The 17,728-nt window shown below is 68.0% G+C and carries 16 protein-coding genes; 10 read left to right on the top strand and 6 right to left on the bottom strand.

Going from position 1 to position 17,728, the window contains the following annotated elements; translation table 11 throughout:
• Positions 1-2 precede the first annotated feature (2 nt).
• The 10 genes from ACWW1C_RS16575 to ACWW1C_RS16530 all read left to right on the top strand — a co-directional run bounded on the left by ACWW1C_RS16575 (position 3) and on the right by ACWW1C_RS16530 (position 10,820).
• The gene (locus ACWW1C_RS16575; protein ID WP_455979397.1) at positions 3-1,538 is read left to right on the top strand and encodes an anthranilate synthase component I; all 1,536 of its coding nucleotides are present in this window, start codon (positions 3-5) and stop codon (positions 1,536-1,538) included.
• 44 nt (positions 1,539-1,582) lie between these two features.
• Positions 1,583-2,161 carry a TIGR02234 family membrane protein gene (locus ACWW1C_RS16570; RefSeq protein WP_455984318.1) on the top strand — a complete coding sequence of 193 codons (579 nt, stop codon included), beginning with the start codon at positions 1,583-1,585 and terminating at the stop codon, positions 2,159-2,161.
• A 94-nt stretch (positions 2,162-2,255) separates the two neighbouring features.
• Complete coding sequence (gene trpC / locus ACWW1C_RS16565; RefSeq protein WP_455979396.1) at positions 2,256-3,074, top strand: indole-3-glycerol phosphate synthase TrpC; 819 nt, start codon at positions 2,256-2,258, stop codon at positions 3,072-3,074.
• 36 nt (positions 3,075-3,110) lie between these two features.
• Positions 3,111-4,382: a tryptophan synthase subunit beta gene (gene trpB / locus ACWW1C_RS16560; RefSeq protein ID WP_455979395.1), complete on the top strand. Its 1,272-nt coding sequence runs from the start codon at positions 3,111-3,113 to the stop codon at positions 4,380-4,382.
• Entirely contained in the window at positions 4,340-5,170 is an 831-nt protein-coding gene (gene trpA, locus ACWW1C_RS16555) for a tryptophan synthase subunit alpha (protein WP_455979394.1), read from the top strand. Before trpB ends, trpA begins: the two co-directional genes overlap by 43 nt.
• Positions 5,167-6,966 (top strand): prolipoprotein diacylglyceryl transferase, encoded by a 1,800-nt coding sequence (gene lgt / locus ACWW1C_RS16550; protein ID WP_455979393.1) that lies wholly within the window; start codon positions 5,167-5,169, stop codon positions 6,964-6,966. The genes trpA and lgt overlap by 4 nt, the downstream gene beginning before the upstream one ends.
• Before the next feature lie 210 nt (positions 6,967-7,176).
• Complete coding sequence (locus ACWW1C_RS16545; protein WP_455979392.1) at positions 7,177-7,797, top strand: TetR/AcrR family transcriptional regulator; 621 nt, start codon at positions 7,177-7,179, stop codon at positions 7,795-7,797.
• 188 nt (positions 7,798-7,985) lie between these two features.
• Positions 7,986-8,384, top strand: a complete 399-nt coding sequence (locus ACWW1C_RS16540) for a DUF2752 domain-containing protein (RefSeq protein WP_455979391.1) — start codon at positions 7,986-7,988, stop codon at positions 8,382-8,384.
• Positions 8,385-8,496: 112 nt separating this feature from the next.
• Positions 8,497-9,915 carry a pyruvate kinase gene (pyk, locus tag ACWW1C_RS16535; RefSeq protein WP_455979390.1) on the top strand — a complete coding sequence of 473 codons (1,419 nt, stop codon included), beginning with the start codon at positions 8,497-8,499 and terminating at the stop codon, positions 9,913-9,915.
• 44 nt (positions 9,916-9,959) lie between these two features.
• Positions 9,960-10,820: an acyl-CoA thioesterase domain-containing protein gene (locus tag ACWW1C_RS16530; RefSeq protein ID WP_455979389.1), complete on the top strand. Its 861-nt coding sequence runs from the start codon at positions 9,960-9,962 to the stop codon at positions 10,818-10,820.
• Positions 10,821-10,835: 15 nt separating this feature from the next.
• Here the strand turns inward: ACWW1C_RS16530 and ACWW1C_RS16525 are convergent, their stop codons facing one another.
• The 6 genes from ACWW1C_RS16525 to ACWW1C_RS16500 all read right to left on the bottom strand — a co-directional run bounded on the left by ACWW1C_RS16525 (position 10,836) and on the right by ACWW1C_RS16500 (position 17,711).
• Positions 10,836-11,291: a DUF4190 domain-containing protein gene (locus ACWW1C_RS16525; protein ID WP_455979388.1), complete on the bottom strand. Its 456-nt coding sequence runs from the start codon at positions 11,289-11,291 to the stop codon at positions 10,836-10,838.
• The gene (locus ACWW1C_RS16520) at positions 11,288-12,808 is read right to left on the bottom strand and encodes an ATP-binding cassette domain-containing protein (protein WP_455979387.1); all 1,521 of its coding nucleotides are present in this window, start codon (positions 12,806-12,808) and stop codon (positions 11,288-11,290) included. Before ACWW1C_RS16520 ends, ACWW1C_RS16525 begins: the two co-directional genes overlap by 4 nt.
• On the bottom strand, positions 12,795-14,423 hold the full coding sequence (gene cydD, locus ACWW1C_RS16515; RefSeq protein WP_455979386.1) for a thiol reductant ABC exporter subunit CydD: 1,629 nt from the start codon (positions 14,421-14,423) through the stop codon (positions 12,795-12,797). The genes ACWW1C_RS16520 and cydD overlap by 14 nt, the downstream gene beginning before the upstream one ends.
• 23 nt (positions 14,424-14,446) lie before the next feature.
• Complete coding sequence (gene cydB, locus ACWW1C_RS16510; RefSeq protein ID WP_455979385.1) at positions 14,447-15,502, bottom strand: cytochrome d ubiquinol oxidase subunit II; 1,056 nt, start codon at positions 15,500-15,502, stop codon at positions 14,447-14,449.
• A gap of 11 nt (positions 15,503-15,513) precedes the next feature.
• Positions 15,514-16,962: a cytochrome ubiquinol oxidase subunit I gene (locus ACWW1C_RS16505; RefSeq protein ID WP_455979384.1), complete on the bottom strand. Its 1,449-nt coding sequence runs from the start codon at positions 16,960-16,962 to the stop codon at positions 15,514-15,516.
• 143 nt (positions 16,963-17,105) lie between these two features.
• A complete protein-coding gene (locus ACWW1C_RS16500; RefSeq protein ID WP_455984317.1) occupies positions 17,106-17,711 on the bottom strand; it encodes an HdeD family acid-resistance protein in 606 nt (201 codons plus the stop codon).
• Between the last annotated feature and the right edge of the window lie 17 nt (positions 17,712-17,728).

Here is a 17,728-nt window from a genome sequence, read left to right as displayed (position 1 = left end):
GGGTGCCACGCTACTTCTGGGAGGATGACCCCGTGAAGACGACCTCACGCGAGGAATTCCAGGCGCTGGCCGCCGAGCACCGCGTTGTGCCGGTGACCCGCAAGGTGCTCGCCGACAGCGAGACGCCGTTGTCGGCCTACCGCAAGCTGGCGGCGAACCGTCCCGGCACGTTTCTGCTGGAATCGGCGGAGAACGGGCGGTCCTGGTCGCGATGGTCGTTCATCGGCGCGGGCGCACCGTCGGCGCTCACGATCCGGGACGGTGAAGCGGTCTGGCTCGGCACCACGCCGCAGGACGCACCCAGCGGCGGAGACCCGTTGCAGGCCGTGCGCGACACCTTGGCGCTGCTGCAGACCGCGCCCGTGCCGGGTCTGCCACCGCTGTCGAGCGGCCTGGTGGGGTACTTCGCCTACGACATGGTGCGGCGCCTCGAACGTCTCCCTGAATTGGCGGTCGACGACCTCAAGCTGCCCGACATGGTGCTGCTGCTCGCCACCGACATGGCTGCCGTCGACCACCACGAGGGCACCATCACGCTCATCGCCAACGCGGTGAACTGGAACGGCACCGACGAGCGGGTCGACTGGGCCTACGACGATGCGGTCGCCCGCCTCGACGTCATGACCAAGGCGCTGGGGGAGCCGCTGCCGTCGAGCATCGCGACCTTCGACCGCCCGCAGCCGCAGCCCCGCCAGCAGCGCACGGTCGAGGAGTACACCGCGATCGTCGAGAAGCTGGTCGGCGACATCGAGGCCGGCGAGGCGTTCCAGGTGGTGCCGTCGCAGCGGTTTGAAATGACGACCCCAGCAGATCCTCTTGATGTCTACCGGATGCTGCGGGTCACCAACCCGAGCCCGTACATGTATCTGCTCAACGTGCCCAATGCCGAAGGCGGCCTTGAGTTCTCGGTCGTCGGCTCGAGCCCGGAGGCGCTCGTCACGGTGAAGGACGGGGTGGCCACGACGCACCCCATCGCCGGTACCCGGTGGCGCGGAGCCACCGAGGAGGACGACATCCTGCTCGAAAAGGAACTCCTCGCCGACGACAAGGAGCGCTCGGAGCACCTGATGCTCGTCGACCTGGGCCGCAACGACCTGGGCCGCGTCTGCCGACCCGGGACGGTGCGCGTGGAGGACTACAGCCACATCGAGCGCTACAGCCACGTCATGCACCTGGTCTCCACCGTCACCGGCCACCTCGCCGATGACAAGACCGCACTGGACGCCGTGACGGCCTGTTTCCCGGCGGGGACGCTGTCGGGGGCGCCGAAGGTCCGGGCCATGGAGCTGATCGAAGAGGTCGAGCTGACCCGGCGCGGCCTGTACGGCGGCGTGCTCGGGTATCTCGACTTCGCCGGCAACGCCGACTTCGCCATCGCGATCCGTACGGCGCTGATGCGCGGCGGTACGGCCTATGTGCAGGCCGGTGGCGGCGTCGTGGCGGACTCCAACGGGCCGTACGAATACAACGAGTCGTCCAACAAGGCCAAGGCCGTGCTGGCGGCGATCGCGGCGGCCGAGACGCTGAGCGAGCCGTGAGGACCACCCGCACCGCTCAGGTGCTCCTGCTCGTTGCCGCGCTGATGTTGTGGGGCGCCTCCCGGTTGCCCTGGGTCGACGTGTCGTCGTTCGACGGGCTGGGTCAGCCGAAGACGACGACGCTGTCCGGTGCCGCCTGGTCCACGGCGCTCCTTCCATTGGCGCTGCTGGCCGGCGCCGCCGCGGTGGCGGCGCTGGCCGTGCGGGGCTGGGCGCTGCGGCTGCTGGCGCTGCTGGTCGCCGTGGCGAGCGCGGGGATGGGATATCTGGCCATCAGCCTGTGGGCGGTCACCGACGTGTCGGTGCGTGCCGCCGACATGGCGCAGATCGCGGTCATGTTCCTGGTGGGGACGCAGCGGCACTACTGGGGCGCGGGGGTGACGCTGGCGGCTGCCGTGTTGACGCTGGTCGGAGCCGTTCTGCTGATGCGGTCGGCCGGTCGGGCCGCGGCGGCGCCGGCCGCCTCCAAATACGCCGCCCCGGCCGCGCGCCGCGAGGCGGTGCGGGAAGAAGATGCCGACGGCATGTCGGAACGGATGATCTGGGACGCCATCGACGAAGGTCGCGATCCGACGCAGGTCGAGGGTCGTGACCCCACCCAGAACGACGGCGGGAGCAAATGAGTGTGGCCCGGTGGCAGTCTGCGCCGTCCCGGCGACTACCCTTCGAGATGATCATCTGGCTTGCCGAACCGGCACGGAAGGACGACGACGCGCTATGACTTCGGGGACCGTGCTCGACTCCATCATCGAGGGAGTTCGCGCTGACGTTGCCGCCCGCGAAGCCGCGCTGAGTCTGACCGAGGTCAAGGAGCGGGCCAAGAAGACGCCGGCGGCGAAGGACGTACTCGCCGCGCTGCGGGAGCCGGGCATCGGCGTCATCGCCGAGGTGAAGCGGGCCAGCCCCAGCAAGGGCGCGCTGGCGCAGATCGACGATCCCGCCAAGCTGGCCAAGGCGTACGAGTCCGGTGGTGCCCGGGTGATCAGCGTGCTGACTGAGGAGCGTCGCTTCAACGGGTCGCTGGCCGATCTCGATGCCGTGCGCGCCGCGGTGTCGATTCCGGTGCTGCGCAAGGACTTCGTCGTCACCCCGTACCAGATTCACGAGGCTCGCGCCCACGGCGCCGACATGCTGCTGCTGATCGTTGCCGCGCTGGAGCAGTCGGTACTGACCTCGATGATCGACCGGACCGAGTCCCTCGGGATGACCGCGCTGGTCGAGGTGCACACCGAGGAAGAAGCCGACCAGGCCCTGCAGGCTGGGGCCAAGGTCATCGGCGTCAACGCCCGGGACCTCAAGACCCTCGAGGTCGACCGCGACTGCTTCGCCCGCATCGCTCCCGGCCTGCCGAGCAACATCATCCGGATCGCCGAGTCGGGGGTGCGTGGCACCGCTGACCTGCTTGCCTACGCCGGTGCCGGCGCCGACGCAGTTCTGGTCGGTGAGGGCCTGGTGACCAGTGGCGATCCCCGCAGCGCTGTCGCCGATCTGGTGACCGCCGGCACGCACCCGTCCTGCCCGAAACCAGCCCGCTGAGCTGCGGGCTCCTGCGCGAAGAGCAGTTGAGTTCTCATGTCTGATCGCACTGGTACCGAATTGCCGCGGATGAGCGCCGCGGTCGCCGAAGCCACGAGCCATGACCCCGACGCCAAAGGGCACTTCGGTGCCTACGGTGGCCGTCTGGTGCCGGAGGCGCTGATGGCGGTCATCGAGGAAGTCACCGCGGCCTACGACAAGGTCCGCACCGACCAGACCTTCCTCGACGAGCTCGACCGGCTGCAGCAGCACTACACCGGCCGCCCGTCGCCGCTGTACGAAGCGACGCGGCTGTCCGAGCACGCCGGCGGCGCCCGGCTGTTTCTCAAACGAGAAGACCTGAACCACACCGGTTCTCACAAGATCAACAACGTGCTCGGTCAGGCGCTACTGGCCAAGCGCATGGGCAAGACCCGCGTCATCGCCGAGACCGGCGCCGGCCAGCACGGCGTCGCGACCGCGACGGCCTGCGCGCTGCTCGGCCTCGAGTGCGTCGTCTACATGGGTGCGGTCGACACGGCCCGGCAGGCACTGAACGTGGCCCGGATGCGGCTGCTCGGCGGCACCGTGGTGTCGGTCGAGGCCGGCTCGGCGACCCTCAAGGACGCCATCAACGAGGCGTTCCGCGACTGGGTGACCAACGCGGACGACACGTATTACTGCTTCGGCACCGCGGCCGGGCCGCATCCGTTCCCCGTCATGGTGCGTGATTTCCAGCGCGTCATCGGCATGGAGGCGCGGGTCCAGGTGCAGGAGCAGGCCGGTCGTCTGCCCGACGCGGTCACCGCGTGCGTCGGCGGTGGATCGAACGCCATCGGCGTATTCCACGCCTTCATCGACGATCCGGGCGTGCGCCTGGTCGGCTTCGAGGCGGCCGGTGACGGCGTCGAAACCGGAAGGCACGCAGCCACTTTCGCCGGCGGCTCGCCGGGCGCGTTCCAGGGCTCGTTCTCGTACCTGCTGCAGGACGAGGACGGCCAGACCATCGAATCGCATTCCATCTCAGCCGGGTTGGACTACCCGGGTGTCGGCCCCGAGCATGCGTACCTCAAGGACGTCGGCCGTGCCGAGTACCGGCCGGTGACCGATACCGAGGCCATGGACGCCTTCGGGTTGTTGTGCCGCACCGAAGGCATCATCCCGGCGATCGAATCGGCGCATGCCGTCGCCGGTGCGCTGAAATTGGGTCAGGAACTCGGTCCGCACGCGGTGATCGTGGTGAACCTGTCCGGCCGCGGCGACAAGGATGTCGAGACGGCGGCCAAATGGTTCGGTCTACTGGACGGGGAGACTGGGGAAGCGTCATGAGCCGACTGGCTGGATTGTTCGAATCGTGCCGGGCCGAAGGGCGTTCGGCGCTGATCGGGTACCTGCCGACCGGCTACCCGGACGTGCAGACCTCGATCGACGCGATGGTGGCGATGACCGAATCCGGTTGCGACATCATCGAAGTCGGGGTCGCCTACTCCGATCCGGGGATGGACGGGCCGGTTATCGCGGCCGCGACCAACACTGCCCTGCAGGGCGGGGTGCGCGTGCGCGATGCGCTGCGGGCCGTCGAGGCGATCAGCAACGCCGGCGGTCACGCCGTCGTCATGACCTACTGGAACCCGGTGCTGCGCTGGGGCGTTGACGCCTTCGCGCGCGACCTGGCGGCCGCCGGCGGGCTCGGACTGATCACCCCGGACCTCATCCCCGACGAAGCCGACGAGTGGTTCGGCGTCTCCGACGCCCACAACCTCGACCGCATCTTCCTGGTGGCGCCGTCGTCGACCCCGGAGCGGCTGTCTGCCACGGTGCAGGCGTCACGCGGTTTCGTGTACGCCGCGTCGACCATGGGCGTCACGGGTGCGCGCGATGCCGTGTCGAACATGGCCCCGGAATTGGTGTCGCGGGTTCGGGCCGTGTCGGACATCCCGGTGGGTGTCGGGCTCGGTGTGCGCTCCCGCGAACAGGCCGCCGAGATCGCGTCGTACGCCGACGGGGTCATCGTCGGCTCCGCGTTGGTGTCCGCGCTCGGTGACGGCGGCATCCCTGCGGTACGAGCTTTGTCCGAAGAACTGGCCCACGGAGTACGACAGAAAGTTTCCGCGTGACCACATCGTTGCTGGCATACATCCCGAGTCCGGCCCAGGGCGTCTGGCACTTGGGGCCAGTACCGATCCGGGCCTACGCGCTCTGCATCATCACCGGCATCATCGCCGCACTGATCATCGGCGATCGCCGATGGGTCGCGCGCGGTGGTGAAGCGGGCGTCGTCTACGACATCGCGCTGTGGACGGTGCCGTTCGGTCTCATCGGTGGTCGCCTGTACCACCTGATGACGGACTGGCGCACGTACTTCGCCGAGGGCGGCGCAGGCATCTCCGGTGCTGTCCGGATCTGGGACGGCGGCCTCGGCATCTGGGGTGCCGTCGCGCTCGGTGGCGTCGGCGCCTGGATCGGCTGCCGCCGGCACGGAATTCCGTTGCCCGCGTTCGGTGATGCCATCGCGCCCGGGATCATCCTGGCGCAGGCCATCGGCCGGTTGGGCAACTACTTCAACCAGGAGCTGTACGGCCGGCCGACCGACCTGCCGTGGGGCCTGCAGATCTTCCAGCGCAGCGACGGTTCCGGTGTGGTGAACCCGCACCTGCTCAACGGCGTCTCGACCGGGCAGGTCTACGAAGTCGTCCACCCGACGTTCCTGTACGAATTGCTGTGGAACCTCTTGGTCTTCTTCTTCCTGCTCTGGGCCGACCGCCGGTTCAAGCTGGGCCACGGCCGGCTGTTCGCGCTGTACGTCGCCGCCTACTGCGTCGGTCGCTTCGGCGTCGAACTGATGCGCAGCGATACCGCGACGCTGATCGCCGGTATCCGGGTCAACTCGTTCACCTCGACGTTCGTGTTCATCGGTGCGGTGGTCTACATGATGGTGGCGCCGCGGGGTCGCGAAGATCCGTCGACGCTCGGTGGCCGACAGGCCGAGGATCGCGACGAGGCCGAGGCCGGGGTTGAGACCGAGGCTGAAGCGGCCGTGCCGGCCGTCCCCGTCGCCGTCGCAGCCGGTGCTGCTGTCGGCGCCGTGGCAGCCGATGACGAGTCGGCCGACGACGCCGCCGAAGTTGCCGACGAGGCCGACGCCGTCGAAACCCAGCCCGACGAAACCGTTGCTCTCGCTGAGGGGACCGTCGACGCCGATGACGAGGCCGAGGACGAGGACGCGGCCGAGGACGAGGACGCGGTCGACGCCGAGGCGGCTGTGGAGGAATCTGCCGACGAATCCGCCGAAGAGCCAGTCGATTCCGACGAGGTGGAGGAAGAAGACGAGTCCGACACCGAGGCCGAAGAACTTGCCGCCGACGAGCCCGAGGTCGACGCCGTCGAGGTAGCCGAGGAATCTGAGGGGACAACCGAATCGGACGAGTCTGCTGACGAGGCGGCTGCCGAGACGGAGGTCGCTGACGCCGACGACAGCGCCGATGTTGAGGACGCTGCGGAGGATGAAGCCGCCGCGGAGGACGAAACTGCCGAGGTGGCCGTTGCGGAATCCGTCGACGAATCCGAACTTGCCGCTGACGAGCCTGAGGTCGACGCCGTCGAGGTGGCCGAGGAATCCGAGGGGACAACCGAATCGGACGAGTCTGCTGACGAGGCAGCTGCCGAGACGGAGATCGCCGACGCTGACGACAGCGCCGATGCTGAGGACGCCGCGGCGGACGAGGCTGCCGAGGAGCCTGGTGTCGAGGACGAGGCCGTCGCAGAGGACGCTGTCGAAGAATCCGACGCCGATCCCGAGCCGGTGGAAGAAGCAGCGCCGAAGGTGGAAACCACCGAAAAGGTTGAGCCCGTTGGGGTTCCAGTCTGGGAGCCGCCGGCTCCTCGTCGTCGTTGGTGGCGCCGCCAAGGCTGAGTCCCGGCGGAGGGCGCGAAGTGGGCTCGCAGTGACGGTTGACCCTGAACTGAGGGCGTGAAAGTCCGAGTGGCGTAGGCCGTAGGCGCAGGCTCAACGGGGCTGGGCGGTCCTCACATCCGTCCCGTGGCAAAAGTGTGCACAAGCTGCACTTTCATGCGATCGGTATGTTCCTCACTCACCGGTCGTGATGGCTTGTGCGGTGGTTGGATGTCCCCTGTGGATGACATAGCCGACGGAGCGCAGTTGCAGCAGTCTCGGCAGGACCGCATCCTCAATGCGGCGCTACAGGTGTTTGCGCAACGCGGGACGTCCGATGCGACGTTGCAGATGGTGGCCGATACCGCAGGCGTTTCGGTCGGGCTGGTGCAGCACCATTTCGGCACCAAGGACGGTTTGATCAAGGCCGTCGACGACGTGGCCATGAAGCTGATCAGCGCCACCATGTTCGCCGCGCTGGACAGCCCGGGCCCCGACTCGGTGGCCGCGATCGGCCGGGCGGTGCACGGTCTGCTCACCGACCATCTGGTGGTGATGGATTATCTGGGCCGGGCGGTGGCCTCTGAAACACCAAGTGGCATAGCGATATTCGACGCGATGGCGCGGATCGGCATCGAGCGGTGGCAGCGCATGATCGACAGCGGGGACGCGGCCGAGGGGCTCGATGTGGTCTGGGCCGGGCTCAATCCGTTGGTCCTGACACTGGGCTCGATCATCCTGCGCCGGCACCTCGACCGGCATCTGCCCGCGTCGTTCACCTCTGATCCGGAGTTGGCCAGGTGGGAGGAGTCGGTCAACGAACTGATCCGGCATGGTCAGTTGCGCCAATAAACCCCACTGCGTTTGCCCGAACCGTTACAATACGGCAATATTGTCGCTGATTCGCGGCGAACGTCGGTGTCGAGGGGTCACCGACGTTCGCAATGCACGCCGCAACGCATCGTGAGTTCTCTGACGTACCCCTCTCAGCGTCCCGCATCGAGTTCAGCCAATCGGCGGTCACGGGGCATCATGGACTGATGACGTCAGTCGCCAGGGTCGCGCGCGTGGCCGGAGTGGTCGGCACCGGAGTCGCCGCGGTGGGTGCACTGACGTACATCGGAGTCGCCGACCCGCACCGTCCCGGATTCGGGTTTCCGCCTTGCCCGTTCAAGGCCATCACGGGGTGGAACTGTCCGCTGTGTGGCGGGCTGCGGATGACCCACGACGTCTTGCACGGCGACTTGTCGGCCGCCGTGGTCGACAATGTGTTCGCGCTGGTCGGCTTGCCGCTGCTGATGGCCTGGCTCGTCGTGTGCTGGCGCCGCCGACTGTCGCCGGCGCCGCCGCTGGTGACGGCAGTGGTGGCGATGGTGGTGTGGACAGTGGTCCGGAATCTGCCGGCCTTCCCCCTGGTGCCGACGTTCACTCAGCCGTAGCCACCGCTGCGCCGCGGTCACTGCGCAGCAACTCCCTGTTCGGCTGATGTTGACGTGCCCGCGGCGCTCCCGGCGGGCCGTTATCTGAATCGATCCACTATGCTCATGCACTGTGAATAGGCGCGGAAAAATCGTCTGTACCCTCGGCCCGGCTACGTCGACCGACGAAACCGTGAGGGCGCTGGTGGAAGCTGGGATGGATGTCGCACGGCTGAATTTCAGCCATGGTGCGCACTCCGACCATGAGGTGGCCTACAAGCGCGTGCGAGCGGCGTCTGATGCCGCTGGCCGTGCGGTCGGGATTCTCGCCGACCTGCAGGGCCCGAAAATTCGGCTCGGCCGCTTCGCTGACGGTCCCACCGAGTGGCGCACCGGCGAAACGGTGCGGATCACCGTCGAAGACTGCGAGGGCTCCCACGACCGGGTCTCGACCACCTACAAGCAGCTGGCCGAAGACGCCGTCGCCGGTGACCGCCTGCTCGTCGATGACGGCAAGGTCGGTCTCGTAGTCCAGAAGATCGACGGCACCGACGTCGTCTGTACCGTCACCGAGGGCGGTCCCGTCAGTAACAACAAGGGCCTGTCCCTGCCCGGGATGAACGTGTCCGTCCCGGCGTTGTCCGAGAAGGACATCGCCGACCTGAAGTTCGCTCTGAAACTCGGTGTCGACCTGATCGCGCTGTCCTTCGTCCGGTCGCCGGCCGACATCGAACTCGTGCACGAGGTGATGGACGAGGTGGGCCGCCGGGTCCCGGTGATCGCCAAGCTCGAGAAGCCCGAAGCGGTCGACAATCTCGAGGCCATCGTGCTGGCCTTCGACGCGGTCATGGTCGCTCGCGGTGACCTGGGCGTCGAGCTGCCGCTGGAAGAAGTGCCGTTGGTGCAGAAGCGCGCCATCCAGATGGCCAGGGAGAACGCCAAACCCGTCATCGTGGCCACCCAGATGCTGGAGTCGATGATCGAGAACTCCCGGCCCACCCGCGCCGAGGCCTCGGACGTCGCCAACGCGATCCTCGACGGCGCCGACGCCGTGATGCTCTCCGGTGAGACGTCGGTCGGCAAGTACGCGCTCGAGGCCGTGCGGACCATGGCGCGCATCGTCAAAGCTGTCGAGGCGAATTCCACCGACGCACCGCCGTTGACCCACGTGCCGCGCACCAAGCGGGGCGTCATCTCCTACGCGGCCCGCGACATCGGGGAGCGACTGGACGCCAAGGCGCTGGTTGCGTTCACCCAGTCGGGCGACACCGTGCGCCGGCTGTCCCGGCTGCACACGCCACTCCCGCTGCTGGCCTTCACCGACCTGCCGGAGGTGCGCAGCCAGCTGGCGCTGACGTGGGGGACCGAGACGTTCATCGTCCCGCAGATGGACAGCACCGACGGCATGATCCAGGAGGTCGACAAGGCGCTGCTGGAGCTGGACCGCTACAAGCGCGGTGACCTGGTGGTCATCGTCGCGGGCGCGCCGCCGGGCACAGTAGGCTCGACCAACCTGATCCACGTACACCGGATCGGGGAGGAAGACCACTAGCTGGGAGTGCCAGCGGCGGGCGAAGCGACGGGAAAACGAGACGCGTGACGACAGCGGATTTCGAGGAACTGCTCAAGGTTCTCGACGTCACCCAGGTCGATGACGACACTTTCACCGGTGGTCATCCGAGCCGCAACCCGGTCCGCACCTTCGGCGGCCAGATGATGGCGCAGGCGTTCGTCGCCGCCAGCCGCACCGTGCCGCCGAAGCTGCCACCGACGACGCTGTCGACACATTTCATCGCCGGCGGTGACCCGGAGCGCGACCTGGAGTTCAAGGTGGTCCGGCTCCGCGACGAGCGGCGCTTCGCGAACCGCCGCGTCGACGTCATGCAGGGTGACACGCTGCTGGCGACGGCGCTGGTGTCACACCTGGCCGGCGGCAAGAGCCTCGAGCATGCCGTCAAAGCGCCGTCGGTGCCGGATCCGTTGTCGCTGCCCACGATCGACGACTTGCTGAAGGGCTACGAAGAGACCGTTCCGCTGTTCGTCGAGGCGCTCAAGCCGATCGAATGGCGCTACACCAACGACCCGGCCTGGGTGATGCGCGACAAGGGCGGCAAGCTCGACCACAACCGCGTGTGGCTGAAGACCATGGGTGCCATGCCCGACGACCCGGTGTTGCATGCCGCGGCTCTGGTCTATTCGTCGGACACGACGCTGCTGGACTCGATCATCACCACCCACGGCTTGTCGTGGGGCCACGACCGGATTTTCGCGGTCACCATGAACCACACCGTCTGGTTCCACCGGCCCATCAGGTTCGACGAATGGGTGCTGTATTCGACGACGTCGCCGGTGGCCGCCGACTCCCGGGGCCTGGCGTCCGGCCATTTCTTCGATCGCGCCGGTCAGGTGCTGGCGACGGTCACCCAGGAAGGCATCGTCAAACACTTTCCCGGCTAACGGTTTACGAGCCCGTCAGCCTTCGACCTTCACGCCGAACTCCTTCTCGATGCGGCTCCGGAACTGCTCGACACACGTGCTCTGAGCGTTCTGGTCCTGTCCTGCGCGCGTCATGCAGTCGGTGTAATCGCTGAAGCCGACCTGGCGGTAGAAGCCGATCACGACGAAGACGAACACCACGGCCAGCACCGTGGCCAGCGCGCCGAGTGCGACGCCCGCGCCGGCCACCACGGCGTTGTCGGCGAGCCCCTCTTTGACCCGGCCACGGCCGAGGATGCCGCAGACCACGGCGCCCAGCCCGAACAGCAACCCACCGACCACCGACCACGACGTCAGCAGTCCCACGATGCCCAGGATCAGCGCGGCCGTCCCCAACCCGTTGCGCGGCGCCGGCGTGTACGGCCCGTAACCCTGGTTGGCGTAGGGCGGCGGTGGTGGCGGGGGATACCCGCCACCGGGATACATGCTCATGACTGCGCAGGGTACCCGTCGTTGCTGAGGTCCAGCACCGTGCAGTGCAGGTCCGGCGGCAGATGGTGTGTGGCCACCACGACGGCCCGGTCGGCGCCGAACAATGCGCCCGGAGTGAGGAGTTCGGTGAGCAGGCGATGACTGTCGGCTGCGTCGAGGTGCTCGGTCGGTTCGTCGAGGAGCACGACGGGAAAGTCGGTCAACAAGGCGCGGGCGAGCAGCAGTCGGCGCCGCTGGCCGGCGGACACGGCCGCGGACCCGCCGGCGAGCGGGGTGGACAAGCCGTCCGGCAGTGTCGCGAGCCAGGGCCCCAGGCCGACCTGTGCCAGGGCTGCGGTGAGTTCGCCGTCGGTGGCGTCGCCGCGGGCCACCAGGAGGTTGTCCCGCAGCGTGGTGTCGAACAGGTGGGCATCCTCGGCGAAAAACCCTGCCGGTGAATCGGTTTCGCGGAGCCGGTCCGCGGTGGACAGCAGCAGGGTCGTCTTTCCGCGACCACTGGCGCCCAGCACGGCAACCCGGTCGCCGGTTGCCACCTGCAGTGGCGTGACGGCCGCGAGCGCGCGGTCGTCGGGGTTCTCCGTCAGCATTCCGGTCAGCCGGGTGATGGCGATGCGAGCCCGGGTGAGCTGCACCGCCGCGGCCGGCAGGGCGCCCGTTGCCTCGAACGCGGACAGCGGCAGCAGCATGAGCACCGCCAGCGTCGTGGGTGCGACGGACCCGGTGAGCGAGATGGCGGCGACCATCGCGGCGATGGCGCTCGCGCCCGTCGCCAGGATCGGCACCGCAGCGGCCAGGGCGGCGGGCCGGGCGGCACGGTCGACGGCGTCGCCCCAGCGTCGGTGGTCCACGGTGGCTTGCGCGATGACATCGGTCAGGCGGCCGGCCACCGCCAGTTCCGCGGCATGGTCGAGTGCCAGCATGACGGCCCCGTCACGATCCGAATGATGCGCTGCGGCAAGGTGCTCGGTGTCTTCCGCGGCACGGGCCGCCTGCCATGGCGCCCATACTCCGGCGACGATCAGCCCGGTCGACAGGGCGAGCGCTGCGGCGGGCGAGATGACGGCGATGACGATCACCGTGGCGGTCGACAGCACCGTCGCCACGGCGATGGGTAGCGCGGAGCGCACCAGGGTGTCGGCCAGATCATCGACGGAAGCGCCTGCACGCGAGACCAATTCGCCGCTGCTCAGCCGCAGGACCGTCGCCGGCGGCGCAGCCGACAGCCGCCGGTACAGCTCGGTGCGGGCCCGGCCCGCGGCACGTAGGGCGACGTCGTGCGACGCCAGGCGTTCGCAATAGCCCAGTACCCCACGGGAAATGCCGAACAGCCGGACCGCCACCACCGCGACGGTCAACTCCAGAATCGGCGGTCGCTCCCACGCCCGGGTGATCAGCCACGCCGACACCCCGGCCAGGGCGAGGGCACTGCCGAGCGCCGCGGACCCGAGGAAGACCGCCAGCGCCAGGCGCGGGAGCCGGGGCCGGAGCAGGTCGAGCGCGAACCTAGCTGTGGACACGGATGGCTCCTTCTGATCCGACCACCCGGACAATCTCGTCGCCGATGTCCAGCACCGCGTCGCGGTGTCCGACGACCACGACGGTCGCGCCTGCCGCGGCGCGGGCCCGGATCGACTGGAGTACCTGGATTTCCAGTTCGGCGTTCAGATGCGCAGTCGGTTCGTCGAGCAGCAGCACCGGGCTGGGTCGGCCCAGTACCCGCGCCAGCGCGAGCCGCTGCCGCTGGCCCAGCGACAGGCCCGAGCCGCCGCGGCCGAGCACGGTGTCCAGTCCGGCGGGCAGGGTGGCGAGTACTTCGTCGAATCCTGCTGCGCGGCAGGCATCGTCGAGATCGGGCAGGGCACCGAGCAGTTCCAGGTTCTCCCGCACGGTGCCCGGGACCAGAACGGGCCGTTGCGGCAGCCAGCCGATCCGTTGCCACCAGCGCTGCCGGTCCAGCGCGCCGACGTCGAAGCCGTGTTCGTCATCGCTGACCAGCACCCGGCCGCCGTCGGGTGTCGTCAGCCCCAGAATTGCCTGCAGCGCTGTGCTTTTCCCACTGCCATTGGGCCCGGTCAGCACGGTCACCGTGCCGGGCGCCGCCCGGAGCGTCAGATTGTGTGGCGCCGGGCCGTCGCGTCCCTCGATGCTGACCTGGTCCAGCTCGATGGTCGGCCGCGCCCCGATCTGTGCGGTGCCGGATTCCGGTCGGCCGGCGTCTTCCAGCAGCCGGTACGCCTGCCCGAAGGCGACCTTGCCGTCCTGTGCCGCATGGAATTCCACGCCGACGCGGCGCAGCGGCCAGAACACCTCGGGCGCCAGCAGCAGGACTGTCAGGGCAACCGGCAAGGTGACTCCGCCGCTGACGAGCCGTAGACCGACACCGACGGCGACCAGCGCCACTCCGAGCGTCGCCAGCAATTCGAGGACGAGCGCCGACAGGAACGCGATGCGCAGCGTGGCCAGGGCCGAATGCCGGTGTGCGTCGGACAGTTCGGTGATGCGCGGTGCGGCGCCTTCGGCACGGTTCAGGGCGCGCAGGGTCGGAATACCCGCGATGAGGTCGAGCAGTCGCGACTGCAGGGTGGCCATGGCGGCCAGTGCGGCCGCGGACCGTTCGGTCGTCATGACACCGATCAGCACCATGAACAGTGGGATGAGCGGCAGTGCGATCAGCACCACCAGCGCGGATTTCACGTCGTACCAAGCGATCACGATGACGGCTGCCGGAGTCAGCAATACGGACATGACCACCGCGGGCAGGTACCGAGTGAAGTACGGTCGCAGCCCGTCGAGGCCGCGGGTCAGCAGGATCGCGGCCTCGTCGTGCACGGCCTGACGACGGTGCGGCGGCAACGCGGTGACGGCGCTGAGCACCTGGGCGTCGAGGTCGGCGATCATCGCGGTGGCGCCGTGCTGGCTCAGCCTGGCCTGCCACCACTGGGCTCCGGCGCGCAGAGACCAGAGCGCGGCGAGCGCCAGTAGCTGAGGAATCCAGTGCGACAACGGTGCGCCGGTCGTGATGACCCCGGCCACCACCTGCGCGGTGAGTACGGCTGCCGCCAGCGCTGCGCCGGTGATGACGACCCCGCTGCCGACCGTGGCAGCCAGATGCCGCCGCAGACCGGCGGTCATGCGGGGATTGGTCGACGAACGCGTCAGTGCGGCCCGCCGTTTCGGGACAACCCGATGGAGGCGGGGATGTGCGCGGCCGAAATCCGTTGCCGGAAGACCCAGTACGTCCACCCCTGATATCCGATCACCAGCGGCGTGAACAGCAGCGCGGCCCAGGTCATCACCTTGAGGGTGTACGGCGAGGACGACGCGTTGTGGATGGTCAGGCTCCACGCGGGGTCGAGAGTCGACGGAATCAGATTCGGGTAGAGGCAGCTGAACAGCAGTGCGACCACAGCGGCCACGACGATCGCCGTCGCGGCGAACGCCCAACCGTCGGCACGGCGCGTCCATACCAACCGGACGGCCGAAAGCTGTGCCACCACAGCGACTCCCAGTGCTATCCAGGTGACGTCGTTGCCGTAGGCCAGCTGGGTCCAGATGCCGAACGCGGCGACGATCACGGTCACCGGAACGGTCAGTCGGGTGGCGAAGCGGCGCGCGTCATCATGCACGGCCCCTTCGGTTTTGAGCGTGACGAACACCGCGCCGTGGAACGCGAACAGGCCCGCCGTGGCGATACCGCCGAGCAGCGAATACGGGTTCAGCACGTCGCCGGCCGACAATTGAATCTGATGGTGGGCGTCGACGGGGAGGCCGCGCAGGATCGAGGCGAATGCCACGCCCCACAGTACGGCGGGCAGCCACGACCCGAGGGCGATGCCGATGTCGGCCCACCGGCGCCACCGCGGATCGTCGATCTTGCCACGCCATTCGATGGCGCAGACCCGCACGATCATGCCGACCAGGATCGCCAGCAGCGGCAGGTAGAGGCCCGAGAACAGGGTGGCGTACATGCCGGGGAACGCTGCGAACATCGCCGCGCCCGCGGTGATGATCCAGACCTCGTTGCCGTCCCACACCGGCCCGATGGTGTTCAGTGCGGCACGGCGGTGCTGCTCCGCGTTCTCCTCGTCACCGCCGGCGGCACGGCCGAAGAACGCCATGAGCATGCCGACGCCGAAGTCGAACCCCTCCAGGACGAAGAAGCCCAGGAACAGCGCGGCCAGGATGATGAACCAGAGATGCTGAAGTGCCATGGCTGCCCCTCCTAGTACGCGAACGACAGTGGGGCGACGTCGTCGCTGTCGGGTGGGGTGGGTGGCGCCGGTTCGGCGTCGTGTTCCAGCGGCCCTTCCAGCGTGTAACGGCGGATCAGCCAGAACCAGACGGCGGCGAGCAGGGCATAGAGCGCGGTGAAGGTGATCAGTGAGATCCAGACCGTGCCCGCGCTGTGCGCCGAAACGCCCTGCCGGATGGTCAGGTGCAGGTTCGGGTCGCCGGTCGGGTTGGCGGCGACCACCCAGGGCTGCCGGCCCATCTCGGTGAACACCCAGCCGGCGCTGTTGGCCAGGAACGGCATGGGCAGTGTCACGAGGGCGAAGATGCTGAGCCAGCGCTGGGTGGGGATCCGGCCGCGGCGCGTCAGCCACAGTGTGGTGAGCGCGAAAAGCCCTGGGAAGGCCAGCAATCCGATCATCATGCGGAACGACCAGTAGGTGACGAACAGATTGGGCCGGTAGTCACCGGGACCGTACTTGGCCACGTACTCCTTCTGCAGATCCTGCACGCCTTCCAGGCGAACGCCCTCGAACTTGCTCTCGGCCAGGAAGGGGAGCACGTACGGCACCTCGATGACGTGTGTGACGCTGTCGCAGTTGTTGTGGGTGCCGATGGTCAGCACCGAGAAGTCCGGGTCGGTCTCGGTGTGGCACAACGATTCTGCCGAGGCCATCTTCATGGGCTGCTGGACGAACATCAGCTTGCCCTGGGCGTCGCCGGTGAGCGTGAGCGAGGCGGCCGCGACCAGCGCGACGCAACAGCCCAGCATGGCGGCGGGGCGGAACATGGTGCGTGATTCCTCGGTGTTGCCGCTGCGCACCATCCACCAGGCGCTGATGGCCGCCACGAAGGTGGAGGCGGTCAAGATGGCGCCGCCGACCGTATGCGTGAACGCCGCGATACCGGTGTTGTTGGTCAGCAGCTCCCAGATGCTGGTCAGCTCCGCCCGGCCGGTCTCCGGGTTGTAGTGCGCGCCAACGGGATGCTGCATGAACGAGTTGGCCGAGATGATGAAGAACGCGGACGCGTTCACGCCGAACGCGACGATCCAGATGCACGCGAGGTGCACCAGGCGGGGCAGCTTGGTCCAGCCGAAGATCCACAGGCCGATGAAGGTGGATTCAAAGAAGAACGCCGCGAGGCCCTCCAGGGCCAGCGGTGCGCCGAACACGTCGCCGACGAATCGTGAGTACTCACTCCAGTTCATCCCGAACTGGAATTCCTGCACGATGCCGGTGGCCACGCCGAGAGCGAAGTTGATCAGGAACAGTTTGCCGAAGAACTTGGTCAGTCGGTACCAGGCCGGATTACCGGTCACCACCCAGATGGTCTGCATGACCGCGAGCAGCGGCGCGAGGCCGATGGTGAGCGGGACCAGGATGAAGTGGTAGACGGTGGTGATCCCGAACTGCCACCTCGATACGTCCAGTGCGTCCATGGGGCCTTCCCCGAGCCGGAGGGATTGGTCTACGACTTACTGTAGTAGTTCATCTGTGCGACGGTCCAGACCTGGAGTGCAGCGAATTGTGTGGCCAGGCGCACACGTGCGCCCGGCCACCCAATCGCAGGCGGTCAGCGGACTCAGGCGTTGGTCGGCGCTCCGTTGATGGCATTGTCAACGGCCTTGGCGCCCTTGCGGATTCCGAATGCGGTGATCACTTCGGCGATACCGGTGACCACCAGCCAGATGCCCGTCACCAGCGCCAGCGTGCCGATCGACTCGATCGGGGAGCCCAGCACCACGAAACCGGCGATCAGGCTGATGATGCCGAGAAAGATGTTCCAGCCGCGGCCGGGCAGGCCGGGATCACTGATCGCCGACACCGTGGTGGCCACCCCGCGGAAGATGAAGCCGATGCCGATCCAGATCGCCAGCAGCAGTACGGCATCGCCGATATGGCGGAACGCCAGCACCGCGAGCACCAGTGACGCGGCGCCACTGATGAACGCCAGTACCCGTCCACCGGCCGCGACGTGCAGGCTGAACGCGAACACCACTTGGCCGATGCCGGTGACGAGCAGGTAGGCGCCGAAGAAGATGGCCGCCACCGCGACCGAGATGCCAGGCTGAGCCAGCACGGCTGCGCCCAGGACCACGGAGATCAGGCCCGCGATGAGCTCGGCTTTCCACAGGTGCTGCAACAAACTTGGCGGAGTTGGGGTCGTCATTGACGCAGTCTCACATATTTGACGGTGGCTGCAAC

Source organism: Mycobacterium sp. HM-7 (genome assembly GCF_053852335.1).
Note: the sequence above shows the minus strand (reverse complement) of the source record. Positions and strands in the feature narration are given on the sequence as shown.

Excerpts from the sequence above, each read along its gene's own strand:
- ACWW1C_RS16570 (WP_455984318.1), top strand. The coding sequence starts at position 1,583 with ATGTTGTGGGGCGCCTCCCGGTTGCCCTGGGTCGACGTGTCGTCGTTC.
- trpC (WP_455979396.1), top strand. The coding sequence starts at position 2,256 with ATGACTTCGGGGACCGTGCTCGACTCCATCATCGAGGGAGTTCGCGCT.
- trpB (WP_455979395.1), top strand. The coding sequence starts at position 3,111 with ATGTCTGATCGCACTGGTACCGAATTGCCGCGGATGAGCGCCGCGGTC.
- trpA (WP_455979394.1), top strand. The coding sequence starts at position 4,340 with ATGGTTCGGTCTACTGGACGGGGAGACTGGGGAAGCGTCATGAGCCGA.
- ACWW1C_RS16545 (WP_455979392.1), top strand. The coding sequence starts at position 7,177 with ATGTCCCCTGTGGATGACATAGCCGACGGAGCGCAGTTGCAGCAGTCT.
- ACWW1C_RS16540 (WP_455979391.1), top strand. The coding sequence starts at position 7,986 with ATGACGTCAGTCGCCAGGGTCGCGCGCGTGGCCGGAGTGGTCGGCACC.
- ACWW1C_RS16525 (WP_455979388.1), bottom strand. The coding sequence starts at position 11,291 with ATGAGCATGTATCCCGGTGGCGGGTATCCCCCGCCACCACCGCCGCCC.
- cydD (WP_455979386.1), bottom strand. The coding sequence starts at position 14,423 with ATGACCGCCGGTCTGCGGCGGCATCTGGCTGCCACGGTCGGCAGCGGG.
- cydB (WP_455979385.1), bottom strand. The coding sequence starts at position 15,502 with ATGGCACTTCAGCATCTCTGGTTCATCATCCTGGCCGCGCTGTTCCTG.
- ACWW1C_RS16505 (WP_455979384.1), bottom strand. The coding sequence starts at position 16,962 with ATGGACGCACTGGACGTATCGAGGTGGCAGTTCGGGATCACCACCGTC.